This is a genomic window from Streptomyces callyspongiae (genome assembly GCF_047200695.1).
Lineage (GTDB): Bacteria > Actinomycetota > Actinomycetes > Streptomycetales > Streptomycetaceae > Streptomyces.
On record NZ_JBJZOM010000002.1, the window covers coordinates 12,318 to 24,446 of the forward strand.

The following is a 12,129-nucleotide window of genomic DNA, read 5'->3' on the forward strand; positions in this document are numbered from 1 at the left end:
AGGCATGGACGCTCTGTACACCGCCGCCGCCACCGCCAACGGACGCGACGGCCGGGCCGTGAGCTCGGACGGGCAGATCGACCTTCCACTGGCCTTGCCGCCGGCACTCGGTGGCGACGGCAGGGGGACCAACCCCGAGCAGCTGTTCGCCGCTGGCTATGCGGCCTGCTTCGCCGGCGCGCTGGGAGTGGTCGGAAGGCAGGCACAGGCCGACACCAGCGAGGCGTCGGTGACGGCGGAGGTCGGCATCGGCAAGGACGGACCGGGGTTCGGTCTCGCGGTCACGTTGCGGGTCGAGCTGCCGGAGTCACTGGCCGGTGAGACCGGGCGGACTCTGGTCGAGCAGGCCCACAAGGTGTGCCCCTATTCCAGGGCCACGGAGGGCAACATCCCGGTGGATGTCGTGGTCGAGTAGGCGGCCGCCGCGTGCCGTCGGCATCGACGGGACGACGTCCAGCTCCGCACCCTCGGCCTCCGCCTTGCCGGTGCGGTTGGGCCGGCTCGGAACAACGAGCGGGGCGCCGAAGGCTGCCGCAGCATGGTGTCCATGCTCTTCGAACTCTGGGCACCGGCGGCGGCCAAGCGGGTCGTGCTCCACTGGGAGCACCGTGAGGTGTCCATGGAGGCCGACCCCGCGCGGCCGGGGTGGTGGTCGGTGCGCGTCGAGGCCGCGCCGGGCACGCGGTACGGGTTCTCCGTGGACGGAGGGCCGGTGCTGCCGGACCCGCGCTCGCGTCGGCAGCCGCACGGGCCCGACGGGCTCAGCGCCGTCGTCGATCCGGCCGCCTTCCCCCGGCGGCACAGCCGGCGCGGACGGCCCCTGACGGGTGCGGTGCTCTACGAGCTGCACGTCGGAACGTTCACGCCGGAAGGAACCTTCGACGCCGCCGCCGCGCGGCTGCCCCACCTGGCGCGACTGGGTGTCACCCATGTGGAGCTGATGCCCGTCTGCCCCTTCCCCGGTACGCACGGCTGGGGGTACGACGGTGTGGCGCCGTGGGCGGTGCACGAGCCGTACGGAGGTCCGGAGGGTCTCGCGCGCTTCGTCGACGCCGCGCACGGCGAGGGGCTGGGCGTCGTCCTGGACGTGGTGCACAACCACATGGGGCCGTCGGGCAACCACCTTCCCTCCTTCGGGCCGTACTTCACGGACGACCACCGCACGCCGTGGGGTGCGGCCGTCAATCTCGACGGGCCCGGCTCGGACGAGGTCCGCGCGTACTTCGCCGGAAGTGCGCTGGCCTGGTTCCGGGACTACGGGCTCGACGGGCTGCGGCTCGACGCGGTGCACGCGCTGACCGACGACCGTGCCCGCCACTTCCTCGCCGAACTCTCCGCGCAGGTCGACGCGCTCGCCGCCGAGACCGGGCGTCCGCTGTTCCTGGTCGCCGAGTCCGACCGCAACGACCCCCGCCTGACAGCACCCCGCACTTCCCACGGGCACGGGGTCCACGCCCAGTGGAATGACGACTTCCACCACGCGCTGCATGCCGCGGTCACCGGTGAGAGCCACGGCTACTACAGCGACTTCTCCCAGGCCCCCATGGCCGCCCTGGCGAAAGCACTGACCAGCGCCTTCTTCCACGACGGGACCTTCTCCTCCTTCCGCGGCCGGCGCCACGGCGCCCCGCCGGACCCGCTGACACCCGCTCACCGCTTCCTCGGCTACGCCCAGAACCACGACCAGATCGGCAACCGGGCCGCCGGGGACCGCCTCTCCGCCTCCCTCTCCCCCGGCCTGCTCGCCTGCACGGCCGCTCTGGTGCTGCTCTCGCCCTTCACCCCGATGCTGTTCATGGGCGAGGAGTGGGGAGCCGGCACCCCCTGGCGGTTCTTCACCGACCACACCGACGCCGACCTGGCCCGCGCGGTCCGGGACGGGCGCCGCAGGGAGTTCGCCGCACACGGCCGGCAGGAGCCGGCGCCGGACCCGCAGGCGCGGCGGACCCGCGACGTGTCGTGCCTGGACTGGTCGGAGGCGGAACGGCACCCCCACACCGCGCTGCTGGCCTGGCACCAGGACCTCGTGGCCCTGCGGCGCGCCCACCCGGACCTGGCACAGGCTCCCCTGGGTGCGGCGAGGGTGACGTACGACGAGGAGACCCGCTGGCTGGCGCTGAGCAACGGCCCGCTGACCGTGGCGGTCAACCTGGACCGCGGGCGCACCGCGGCGATTCCGCTCCCCGCTCCGCTCGAGGTCCTCGCGGCCTGGGACACCGCGACGGAACACTGCGACGGCATGCTGATGCTGCCCCCGCAGTCCGCGGCGGTGCTGCGCTGAGCCCCGCTTCCCGGTCCGTCCCGGGCCGGGCCGGGTGAGCGTGCCCGGCGGGCCGGTCGTCAGCCCTCCAGTGCCAGCCGCATCCCGAGGGCGAGCAGCACGCCGCCGGAGACCTGCTCCAGGCGGCGCCGGACGCCGGCGCGGGAGAGCATCCGCCTCATGCGGCCGACGCACCACACGTAGGTGGCGTAGTAGCCCACCTCGAACACCGCCCACAGGGCGGCGAGGCCGACCATCGCGGGCAGTTGCGGAGCACCGGCGGGAACGAACTGCGGGAGGAAGGACAGCGCGAAGACGGCGGCCTTGGGGTTGGCGAGGTTCATCAGCAGTCCGGACCGGTAGGCGCGCAGGCCGGTGCGGCGTACCGAGGATTCCTGCGGCTGCTCCTCGAAGCTGATGCTGCCGCCGTTCCGTGCGGAGCGGAGTGCCTGGAGGCCGAAGACGACCAGGACGCCCGCTCCGACGTAGCGCATGACGTCGTAGGCCACCTCGGAGGCGGCGAGCAGCGCGGTGAGGCCCAGGGCGGCCACCACGCCCCACACGAACACCCCGGTCTCGTTGCCGAGCACGGTCATCAGTCCGGCGCGGCGGCTGCGCAGGGAGTTCCGGATGATGAGCACGGTGCTCGGGCCGGGCGAGGCCGCGATGAGCAGGCAGGCTCCGAGGAAGGGCAGCAGGACGTCCATCGGGGCATCATCGCGGGCGGACCCGGGTGCGGGCCAACGGGTTTCGCCGTCCGGTGCCCCGGCCCTGCCGCGGGCGCGGAGAACAGGGGCACCGGACGGATCACTCGGCGGCGGGGGCCAGCCGCAGGGAGACGGAGTTGATGCAGTAGCGCTGGTCGGTGGGCGTCGGGTACCCCTCGCCCTCGAACACGTGGCCCAGGTGGGAGCCGCAGCGGGCGCAGCGGACCTCGATGCGGGTCATGCCCATCGACTGGTCCGTGAGGAGTTCCACGGCGTCGCTGTCGGCGGGGTCGTAGAAGGAAGGCCATCCGCAGTGGGAGGCGAACTTGGTGGCGGAGCGGAAGAGTTCCGCGTCGCAGGCGCGGCAGTGGTACACGCCGGTGGTCTCGGTGTCGGTGTACTCGCCCGTGAAGGGGCGCTCGGTGCCGGCCCCGCGCAGGACGCGGTACTCCTCCGGGGACAGCTCGGCGCGCCACTGTGCGTCGGTCTTGTCGATCTCGTAGGCCATGGCGGGGACCTTTCGGAGGGTTCGGCTGTCAGTCGGCGAGCCGGGCGAGGATCAGCGGTCCGAGGTCGGTGACGTCGCCCGCTCCCATGGTGAGAACCACATCGCCGGGCTTCGCCATTCCGGCGAGCAGGTCGGGGGCGGTTTCGCGGGTCAGGGCGGGCTGGACGTCGGCGCCCGCGGCGCGTGCCGCGTCGGTGATCAGGGCGCTGGTGACGCCGGGGATCGGTTCCTCGCGGGCGGGGTAGATGTCGAGCACCGCGGAGGCGTCGGCGAAGGTGAGGGACTCTCCCATCTCGGTGGCGAGTTCCTGGGTGCGGCTGAAGAGGTGCGGCTGGAACAGCACGAGGATGCGGCCGCCTTCGGGCAGGCCGCTGCGGAGGGCCTCCAGGTCGGCCGTCATCTCGGTGGGGTGGTGGGCGTAGGTGTCGATCACCTGCACGCCGCGCGCCTCGCCCTTGAGCTGCAGGCGGCGGTTGACGCCGGTGTAGCTGCGGAGGGCCTCGGCGAGCTCGTCGGCGGACACGCCCGTCGCGGCGCCGGCCGCGAGCGCCGCGACGGCGTTGTGCGCGTAGTGGCGGCCGGGCACGGAGACGGTGAAGTCCAGTTCGCGGCCGTCGAGGGCGACGGCGACGCGGCTGGTGAGGCCGTGCGGTGCGACGCGCAGGACACGGACGTCGGCGTCCGGGTGCTCGCCGTAGGTGACCAGCCGGACGTCCTGCCGCCCGGCGAGGCGGCGGGTCAGTTCGCGGGCGCCGTGGTGGTCGGCGGAGATCACGACGGTGCCGCCGGGGACGACGCGGTCGACGAAGGTCTCGAAGGATTCGTAGATCTCCTCCATCGAGCCGTAGTTGGCGTGGTGGTCGAGTTCCACGTTGAGGATGATCGCGACCTCGGGGGCGTACTTGTGGAAGCTGCGGTCGCTCTCGTCCGCCTCGGCGACGAAGAGGGCGCCGTCGCCGTGGGCGGCGTTGGTGCCGGGTCCGTCGAGGTCGCCGCCGATCGCGTAGGAGGGGTCCAGGCCGAGTGCGCGCAGGCTGACCGCGAGCATCGAGGTCGTCGTGGTCTTGCCGTGGGTGCCGGCCACGGCGAGGGCGCGGCGGCCCTCCATCAGCGAGGCCAGGGCGTCCGAGCGGTGGACGACGGGCACGCCCCGCTCCCGGGCCGCACTCAGTTCCGGGTTGTCGGGGCGGATGGCGCTGGAGACGACGACGCAACTGGCGTCGGCTGCCAGGTGGGCGCTGTCGTGGCCGACGTGGACGGTGGCACCGGCCTGGCGGAGTGCGGTGACGGTGGCCGATTCCTTGCTGTCGCTGCCGGCGACGTCCGCGCCGCGCGCGGCGAGGATGCGCGCGATGCCGGACATGCCGATGCCCCCGATACCGATGAAGTGCGGGCGTTCCAGGGCGGGCGGCACGGCGGTCGTCGGCATCGGCGGTTCTCCCGGGTCGTACGGTGTGGCTGCCGCACGGGTGCGGTGCCCGGCGGCAGCGGGTGTCCGTGCCTCAGCCTAATCGGTGGCCGGGCCGGTCCCCGCTGCCGTGCGCGGGCTCAGTCGGTGTGGGCGAACAGCTTCAGCACCGGCACGCCGACCTTGTGGCGGGCGCGCGAGGCCCAGTCGCGGTGGAAGAACTCCTCCACCAGGTGCGGTGCCGTCAGCACGATGACCTCGTCGGCGCCGGCCTCGTCCACCACGGAGCCGAGGGCGTCCAGCGGATGCTTCTCGACGATGTGGCCGACGGCCTGGGCACCCGACTCGCGCAGGGCCTTGAGGGAGTGTTCCAGTCCGAGGCGGGCGGTCTGCACCGCGTCGCCGCCCTCCGGCTCCTGACGTTCGTGCACCGCGTCCTCCAGTTCGCCGAGGGCGACGTCGTCCAGCGCCCGCAGCAACCGGTCCTGGTCCCCGCGGGGCTGCATGAGCACCACGAACGAGACCTCCTCGTCGCCGTGGAGGGTGGTGACCATCTCCACATCGTCGGACACCAGCGGCTTCTCGATCATCAACACGGTCGTGAACACGACGAGCACCCTTCTCGTACGCGGGCCCGCAGACCCCGACAGAACCGTTCTCCCCGGCCACGCACGGGGTCCTCTGAGGTTCAGTCTTCCCGGGAGGAGCTAAGTGGAACGCCTCATTCCGCCGATTCGGCGATCTTGTGATAGCGCGTGAAGAGGAACCCCTCGTCCTCCAGCAGCGACGTGAGCGCGTACGCGGCGGGCGCCGGGAGCTCGGGGCCCTTCATCACGCGCCCCGCGTCGCCGAGGGCGACCCGCGGCGACACCGCCAGGCACAGCTCGTCCAGGACGCCGGCGGCCGTGAGCCTGCCGAGCAGGGTGGGGCCGCCCTCCGTCAACTGGCGGGTCAGTCCCCGCTCCGCCAGCGCCGCCGGCACCCGCGCCGGGTCCGCCAGGACGCCCTCGCCCGCCACGACCGGTTCCGCTCCGGCGGCGCGTGCCTCCCGCAGCCGGGCGGCCGGGGCCTGTGCCCCGGTCAGGACGAGGGTGGGTACGGCGGGAGCGGTGAACAGCGGAAGCGAGAAGTCCAGGTCGAGGCTTCCGCTGACCACCGCGATCGCTGGCGCCGGCCCCTGGCCGGCCGCCTCCCGGCGGGCCGCGAAGGCCTCGCGGGCCCGCGCCGGGCGGTAGCCCTCGCGGCGCACCGTCTCCGCTCCGACGATCACGACGTCGGCCAGCGCGCGGAGCACCCCGAAGATCCGCATGTCCGCCGCGGAGGAGAGCGGCTGCGAGCGGCCGCCGTGGTGGGCGGCGCCGTCGAGCGACGCGACCATGTTGGCCCGGAGCCACGGCCGGCCCCCCTCGGCGCCGGGAGCGGCGGAGGCGGGATAGGCGTACGCACCGGCGAGGGCCTCCAGGCTCCACTCGGTGCTTTCGTGCTGCTCGTCGGTGCGGTCGGCGGGGAACAGGCGTCGCATACGCGGCAGTGTGGCATGCCCCACCGGCGGTCCACCGGGGGACGAGCACCTCGTAGCATGGGGCCGTGTCCACGCCCCCCTCCCAGCCGACCGAAGCCGCCGCAGCGCCCCGGGCGGACGCCGCGTCCGCGCCGCTCTCCCTCGCCTCCCGGGAGCCCCGGGTGCCGCCGGAGCGGCTGGTGGCCGAGATGGTCCCGCCGCCGCGGTTCGACGCCGTCCGGTTCGACACCTACATCCCGGACCCGCAGCAGCCGAGCCAGCAGGAGGCCGTCGAGGTGCTGCGGGGGTTCGCCGCGGGCATCGGCCGGGGCGGCGACGGCGGGGGCAGGCGGCGCTGGTTCCGGCGCGGGAGCACGAAGACCGCCCGCTCGGGCCCGCGGGGCGTGTACCTGGACGGCGGGTACGGCGTCGGCAAGACCCACCTGCTCGCCTCGCTGTGGCACGCGGCCCCCGCCCCGGCGGAACAGAAGGCCTTCGGCACGTTCGTCGAGCTGACCAACCTCGTGGGAGCCCTCGGGTTCCAGGAGACCGTGCGGACACTCAGCGCCCACCGGCTGCTGTGCATCGACGAGTTCGAACTGGACGACCCGGGCGACACGGTGCTCGTCTCCTCCCTGCTCAGCAGGCTCGTGGAGCACGGAGTCGCGCTCGCGGCGACCTCCAACACTCTGCCGGGCAAACTGGGAGAGGGCCGGTTCGCCGCCGCCGACTTCCTGAGGGAGATCCAGGGACTCTCGGCCCACTTCCGCGCCCAGCGCATCGACGGGGAGGACTACCGCCATCGCGGCCTGCCCGACGCCCCGGAACCGGCGACCGACTCCGAGGTGACCCGGATCGCCCGGGCGACCGAGGGCGCCGCCCTGGACGACTTCGGCGAGCTCCTCGCACATCTGTCCACGGTGCACCCCAGTCGCTACGGGGCACTGTGCGACGGCGTGGACGCGGTGTGCCTGACAGGCGTGCAGCCCGTCCCCGACCAGGCCACCGCACTGCGCCTCGTGGTGCTCGCCGACCGCCTCTACGACCGCGAGGTGCCCGTTCTCGCCTCGGGCGTGCCGTTCGACCGGCTTTTCGGCCCGGACATGCTCTCGGGCGGGTACCGCAAGAAGTACTTCCGGGCCGTGTCCCGCCTCACCGCGCTGGCCCGCGACGCCGCAGAACTGCGGCAGGACTGATCCGCACCCTCCCGGCACGTCCGGCACGCGGGACCGCCCCACCCTCCCGCGCGGCCGGCCGAGCCCCGCCTCCTGTGCACACGTTCCGTGACGTGGTAGACACGGCTGGTCCGATCGTCCTGTCCGCCCGCAGGGGAGAGTGACCGATGTCCGCATCGCGACGTGAACTACTGGCCCGATCCGGTGCCCTGGGGCTCGGTATCGCCTTCGCCGGCAGCGTCTCCGAGGTGTTCGCCGGCGGCGCGTCCGCCGCCGGCCACCCCGGACGGGGCGGCTACGGCCCGCTCGTGCCCGATCCCGACGGCCTGCTCGACCTGCCCCGCGGCTTCCGGTACACCGTCCTCTCCCGCGAGGGTGACCAGCTGCGCTCCGGGGAGGGGCCGGTGCCCGGCAATCACGACGGGATGGCGGCGTTCGCCGGCAGCCGCGGTTCCACCTGGCTGGTGCGCAACCACGAGAACCGTATGGGCTCACGGCAGCCGGTCCCCGCGGTGCGGGGGCTGACCTACGACCCGGCGGCCGAAGGCGGCTGCATCCTGCTGGAGCTGGACGAGGATCTCGGCGTCCGCACGGAACGCGTCGCCATCGCCGGCACCTCCACCAACTGCGCGGGCGGCCCGTCGCTCTGGGGGTCCTGGCTGACCTGCGAAGAGACCGAGTACCGGGCCGGCGAGGAGGGCTACACCGAGGACCACGGCTTCGTCTTCGAGGTCGGCTTCCGGCCCGGGCACCGCACCACGGCGGAGCCGTTGACGGCGATGGGCCGGTTCCAGCACGAGGCCGTCGCCATGGATCCCGGCACCGGCGCCGTCTACGAGACCGAGGACGCCTTCGACTTCCCGTTCGGCCTCTTCTACCGCTTCCTGCCCGACCTTCCGAAGGGCGGCTTCGGCTCGCTGCGGGCCGGCGGCCGGCTCGAGGCGATGCGGGTACCGGACGTACCCGACCTGTCGGCGGTGCGGGAACCCGGCCGGACGTTCCACGGCATCGAGTGGGTCACCGTCCCCGATCCGCTGGCACGGCGGACGCCGATCCGCCACCAGGACTTCGGCAGTCGCGGCATCACGCACGCGCAGAAGCTCGAAGGCTGCTACTGGGGAGGCCGCAGCGTCTACTTCGTCTCCTCCTTCGCCAAGAGTCAGGACGGCTCCGCCGCCGACCACTGGGGACAGGTCTGGCGGTACGACCCGGAGCACAGCCGGCTGACGCTGGTCGTGGTCTTCGGGCCGGAGACCGGCCCGGACCTGCCCGGAGAGGAACCGGACAACATCTGCCTGGCGCCCGACGGCGGTCTGATGGTCGCAGAGGACGGCAGGGGCGCACAGCACGTCTTCGGCCTGACGCACGAGGGCGAGGTCTACCCGATGGCGCGCGGCCGGCAGAACATCGGCACCGAGGACGACCCCGCGTGGGGCGAGTTCGCCGGGGTGACCTTCGCACCGGACCGCCGCACGATGTTCGTCAACTGCTACACCCCCGGCACGACGTTCGCCGTCACCGGCCCGTGGCGGCGCGGCTGACCCCGCCTCTCCACCGCCCCGGGCGCCCGGCACGTGCGGAGAGTCGCGTCCGGCCTCTGGCGCCGCGCGCGCGGGCCGGGTAGAACCGGCACATGTGGGTGCTCTTCGTGCTGGTCGCCTGGGGCGCGGCTGCGCTCTCCTGCGCACGGCTCTGTGCGGCCGCCGCCACCGCGTGGCGCGCGCCCCGCGGGACCGGCCGCCCTCCCGCGCCCTCCGCGCTCTCCCTCTACGAGACCGCGTTCCTCTCCGGCGGTCCGCCGCGGCTGGCGGACGTGGCGCTGGTGGCCATGTCCGAGGAGCGGCGGATACTCCTCGCCCACACGGGATGGGCCACCGTGGTCGATCCCCGGGGCCGCGATGCGATGGAGCGGTCGGTCCTCGAGGCGATCGGCCCGGGAGGGCAGTCGCCCGTCCCGCCGATCCGTACGGCCCTCGGCTCGGCGGACGCCGTGGCGGCGCTGGGGGATCGCCTGGCAGCGGCGGGACTGGCTGTTCCCGAGGCACTCCGGGCGGGCCTGACATCGGCGACCCGGCAGGTGCGCGGGGCCGCGGTACTGGTGGCCGCCACCGGCCTGACGGCGGAACTGCTGGAGGGTTTCGGGGACGGCTCGGCGGGCCGGGCACCGTGGTTCGCGCTGCCGCTCGTCCTCACCCTCGGGGCTCTCGCGATCGCCCGGTGGGAGCTGCGGCCCGAGGAACGCCGAGCTTCGCCCGCCGGTGAACGCCTGCTGCACGCCGCCGACGGGGACGGCGGCCGAACCGTCCTCACCGACCTGGCCCGGCACGGAACGCGGACCCTCCCGAAGGAGCTGCGCACCGCGCTGGGCGGGGGACGGCCGCCCCTGCGCGGCGTGCGCGGCTGACCCGCTGCCGGCTACGCCAGGCCGGCGACCAGTTCCGCCATCGGCTTGCGGCGCCCGGTGTAGAACGGGACCTCCTCGCGCACGTGGCGCCGCGCCTCCGAACCGCGCAGGTGCCGCATGAGATCCACGATGCGGTGCAGTTCGTCGGCCTCGAAGGCGAGCAGCCACTCGTAGTCGCCCAGCGCGAACGACGCCACCGTGTTGGCACGGACGTCCGGGAAGCCGCGTGCCATCTTCCCGTGCCCGGCGAGCATGCCGCGACGCTCCTCGTCCGGCAGCAGGTACCAGTCGTAGCTGCGGACGAACGGGTAGACGCACACGTAGGCGCGGGGCTCCTCGTCCGCGAGGAAGGCGGGGATGTGCGACTTGTTGAACTCGGCCGGGCGGTGCAGCGCCATGTTCGACCACACCGGCTCCAGGGCGCGGCCCAGCCGGGTGCGGCGGAAGCGGTTGTAGGCCTCCTGCAGCGCGTCCGCGGTCTCGGCGTGCCACCAGATCATCACGTCGGCGTCGGCGCGGAGCCCGGAGACGTCGTACGTGCCGCGCACCGTGACGTCCTTGGCGGCGAGTTGGGCGAACAGCTCGTCGACCTCGTCGGCGTATCCCGTGCGGTCCTCCGGGAGCACGTCGCGGAGCCGGAAGACCGACCAGAGCGTGTAGCGGATGACCTCGTTGAGGTCCTTGGCCTTCTTGCCCGCGTGCGGGGTCCTCTCCGGTACAGCAGTCATGCCGCTATTCTCCCTCGCCCGCGGCGCCGCCCGTGCGCAGGGTGTACTCGGCCGCACGGCGTCCGTCGGCGACGCAGGCGGGGATCCCGACGCCGCCGTACGCCGCGCCGCACACCGTGACGCCCGGCAGCTCCTCCAGGTCGCGGCGCAGCCGGGCGACCCGTGCGAGGTGGCCGACCGGATACTGCGGCAGTCCGGACTCCCAGCGGGTGACCAGGCTGTCCACCGGCGGTGCGGCGAGGCCGACGGCCTCCGCGAGGTCCGCGCGGGCGGCCGCGACGAGTTCGGCGTCCTCCCGGTGCAGCGCGTCCTCCTCGCCGTACCGGCCGAAGGAGGTCCGCAGCACGAACAGGTCGTCCTGCTGCCGGGCGGTCCAGGCCCACTTGTTCGCGGAGAACGTGGCGGCCTTGATCTGCCGGCCGTCGACCGGCGGCACCAGGAACCCGCTCCCGGTGGGCAGGTTCCCCAGGTCGGTGCGGCGGAAGGCCATCGTCACCAGGGCCATCGAGGCGTATGCGACGGTGTCCAGTTCGGCTGCCGCGGCGGGAGCCTCGGTGCGAAGCAGCCGCGCGGCGGACGGCGCCGGTGCGGCGACCACCACCGCGTCGGCGCGCAGGGCCTCGCCGCCCCCGACCGCGACCTCCCAGAGGTCCCCGCCGGAGGGGGCGTCCCGGGGACCCCCGTGGAGGCGGCGCAGGGACGTCACGGGCGAGCGGGTGCGGATGCGGCCCCCGGCCGCCCGGCAGGCGGCGGCGACCGCGGCGGGCAGGCGCCCGACGCCGCCCTCGATGCCCGCGAACACCGGGGCCGTCGCGCCGCCCGTGGTCGCGGTCCGCTCGCGGAACGCGCGGACGCCTGCCAGCAGCGAGCGCTCGCTCCGGGCGATCTCGTACAGCGGGGGGACGGCGGCCCGCATCGACAGGCGGTAGGGGTCGCCCGCGTACACGCCGCCGAGCAGGGGTTCGACCATCCTGTCGACGACCTCGCGCCCCACGCGTGCGGCGACGTACGTGCCCACGGCGACGTCCTCGCCGACATCGGTGCGGGGCAGGTCCTCCTCCTCCGCGACCCGCGCGAGCCCGTCGGGGGAGAGCACTCCTCCCAGGGCGGCGGGGTCGGCGGGGACTCCCATCAGGTGGCCGGTCGGCATGGGGCGCAGCGCGCCACGGGTCCAGAGCGCTGCCCGGGCCGTGGTCGGGGACGTGAGGGCGTCGCCCAGACCGGCCGCGCGGGCGAGTTCGATGCCCTCGGGGCGGCGCGCGAGCATCGCCTCGGCCCCGAGGTCGACGCGCAGGGAGCCGGCCAGGTCACCGACGAGCAGTTTCCCGCCGAGCCGGTCGGAGCCCTCCAGCAGTGTCACCGAGGCGCCGCCGGTCAGGAGGTGGTGGGCGGCGCTGAGGCCGGCGATGCCGCCTCCGATGACGATCACGTGCATGGC

12 protein-coding genes are annotated in these 12,129 nt (G+C 74.0%); 5 read left to right on the forward strand and 7 right to left on the reverse strand.

The window, feature by feature from the left end:
• Positions 1–4 precede the first annotated feature (4 nt).
• Together ACL06G_RS01850 and treZ are read left to right on the forward strand one after the other, a co-directional pair.
• Positions 5–415 (forward strand): organic hydroperoxide resistance protein, encoded by a 411-nt coding sequence (locus tag ACL06G_RS01850; protein WP_412787835.1) that lies wholly within the window; start codon positions 5–7, stop codon positions 413–415.
• A 132-nt stretch (positions 416–547) separates the two neighbouring features.
• Positions 548–2,281, forward strand: a complete 1,734-nt coding sequence (treZ, locus tag ACL06G_RS01855; protein WP_412787836.1) for a malto-oligosyltrehalose trehalohydrolase — start codon at positions 548–550, stop codon at positions 2,279–2,281.
• 59 nt (positions 2,282–2,340) lie between these two features.
• Here treZ and ACL06G_RS01860 read toward each other — a convergent pair whose 3' ends face one another.
• The 5 genes from ACL06G_RS01860 to ACL06G_RS01880 all read right to left on the reverse strand — a co-directional run bounded on the left by ACL06G_RS01860 (position 2,341) and on the right by ACL06G_RS01880 (position 6,405).
• Positions 2,341–2,967 (reverse strand): LysE family translocator, encoded by a 627-nt coding sequence (locus tag ACL06G_RS01860; RefSeq protein ID WP_412787837.1) that lies wholly within the window; start codon positions 2,965–2,967, stop codon positions 2,341–2,343.
• Positions 2,968–3,067: 100 nt separating this feature from the next.
• Positions 3,068–3,475: a peptide-methionine (R)-S-oxide reductase MsrB gene (msrB, locus tag ACL06G_RS01865; RefSeq protein ID WP_412787838.1), complete on the reverse strand. Its 408-nt coding sequence runs from the start codon at positions 3,473–3,475 to the stop codon at positions 3,068–3,070.
• A 28-nt stretch (positions 3,476–3,503) separates the two neighbouring features.
• Positions 3,504–4,904: a UDP-N-acetylmuramate--L-alanine ligase gene (gene murC / locus ACL06G_RS01870; RefSeq protein WP_412835250.1), complete on the reverse strand. Its 1,401-nt coding sequence runs from the start codon at positions 4,902–4,904 to the stop codon at positions 3,504–3,506.
• A gap of 119 nt (positions 4,905–5,023) precedes the next feature.
• Positions 5,024–5,491 (reverse strand): indole-3-glycerol phosphate synthase, encoded by a 468-nt coding sequence (locus ACL06G_RS01875; protein ID WP_412787840.1) that lies wholly within the window; start codon positions 5,489–5,491, stop codon positions 5,024–5,026.
• Between the two features lie 113 nt (positions 5,492–5,604).
• Positions 5,605–6,405, reverse strand: a complete 801-nt coding sequence (locus ACL06G_RS01880) for a pyrimidine reductase family protein (protein WP_412835251.1) — start codon at positions 6,403–6,405, stop codon at positions 5,605–5,607.
• Positions 6,406–6,470: 65 nt separating this feature from the next.
• Here ACL06G_RS01880 and zapE point away from each other — a divergent pair, with 65 nt between their 5' ends.
• The 3 genes from zapE (at position 6,471) to ACL06G_RS01895 (ending at position 9,963) form a co-directional block, all read left to right on the forward strand.
• Positions 6,471–7,580 (forward strand): cell division protein ZapE, encoded by a 1,110-nt coding sequence (zapE, locus tag ACL06G_RS01885; RefSeq protein ID WP_412835252.1) that lies wholly within the window; start codon positions 6,471–6,473, stop codon positions 7,578–7,580.
• A 146-nt stretch (positions 7,581–7,726) separates the two neighbouring features.
• Complete coding sequence (locus ACL06G_RS01890; RefSeq protein WP_412835253.1) at positions 7,727–9,100, forward strand: alkaline phosphatase PhoX; 1,374 nt, start codon at positions 7,727–7,729, stop codon at positions 9,098–9,100.
• Positions 9,101–9,192: 92 nt separating this feature from the next.
• Positions 9,193–9,963 carry a TIGR04222 domain-containing membrane protein gene (locus ACL06G_RS01895; protein WP_412835254.1) on the forward strand — a complete coding sequence of 257 codons (771 nt, stop codon included), beginning with the start codon at positions 9,193–9,195 and terminating at the stop codon, positions 9,961–9,963.
• Positions 9,964–9,974: 11 nt separating this feature from the next.
• On the opposite strand, the gene hemQ is transcribed toward ACL06G_RS01895, so the two are convergent.
• Complete coding sequence (gene hemQ / locus ACL06G_RS01900) at positions 9,975–10,691, reverse strand: hydrogen peroxide-dependent heme synthase (protein ID WP_412787845.1); 717 nt, start codon at positions 10,689–10,691, stop codon at positions 9,975–9,977.
• A gap of 4 nt (positions 10,692–10,695) precedes the next feature.
• Positions 10,696–12,126: a protoporphyrinogen oxidase gene (gene hemG / locus ACL06G_RS01905; protein WP_412787846.1), complete on the reverse strand. Its 1,431-nt coding sequence runs from the start codon at positions 12,124–12,126 to the stop codon at positions 10,696–10,698.
• Positions 12,127–12,129 lie beyond the last annotated feature (3 nt).

Excerpts from the sequence above, each read along its gene's own strand:
- ACL06G_RS01850 (WP_412787835.1), top strand. The coding sequence starts at position 5 with ATGGACGCTCTGTACACCGCCGCCGCCACCGCCAACGGACGCGACGGC.
- treZ (WP_412787836.1), top strand. The coding sequence starts at position 548 with ATGCTCTTCGAACTCTGGGCACCGGCGGCGGCCAAGCGGGTCGTGCTC.
- ACL06G_RS01860 (WP_412787837.1), bottom strand. The coding sequence starts at position 2,967 with ATGGACGTCCTGCTGCCCTTCCTCGGAGCCTGCCTGCTCATCGCGGCC.
- msrB (WP_412787838.1), bottom strand. The coding sequence starts at position 3,475 with ATGGCCTACGAGATCGACAAGACCGACGCACAGTGGCGCGCCGAGCTG.
- murC (WP_412835250.1), bottom strand. The coding sequence starts at position 4,904 with ATGCCGACGACCGCCGTGCCGCCCGCCCTGGAACGCCCGCACTTCATC.
- ACL06G_RS01880 (WP_412835251.1), bottom strand. The coding sequence starts at position 6,405 with ATGCGACGCCTGTTCCCCGCCGACCGCACCGACGAGCAGCACGAAAGC.
- ACL06G_RS01890 (WP_412835253.1), top strand. The coding sequence starts at position 7,727 with ATGTCCGCATCGCGACGTGAACTACTGGCCCGATCCGGTGCCCTGGGG.
- ACL06G_RS01895 (WP_412835254.1), top strand. The coding sequence starts at position 9,193 with ATGTGGGTGCTCTTCGTGCTGGTCGCCTGGGGCGCGGCTGCGCTCTCC.
- hemQ (WP_412787845.1), bottom strand. The coding sequence starts at position 10,691 with ATGACTGCTGTACCGGAGAGGACCCCGCACGCGGGCAAGAAGGCCAAG.
- hemG (WP_412787846.1), bottom strand. The coding sequence starts at position 12,126 with ATGCACGTGATCGTCATCGGAGGCGGCATCGCCGGCCTCAGCGCCGCC.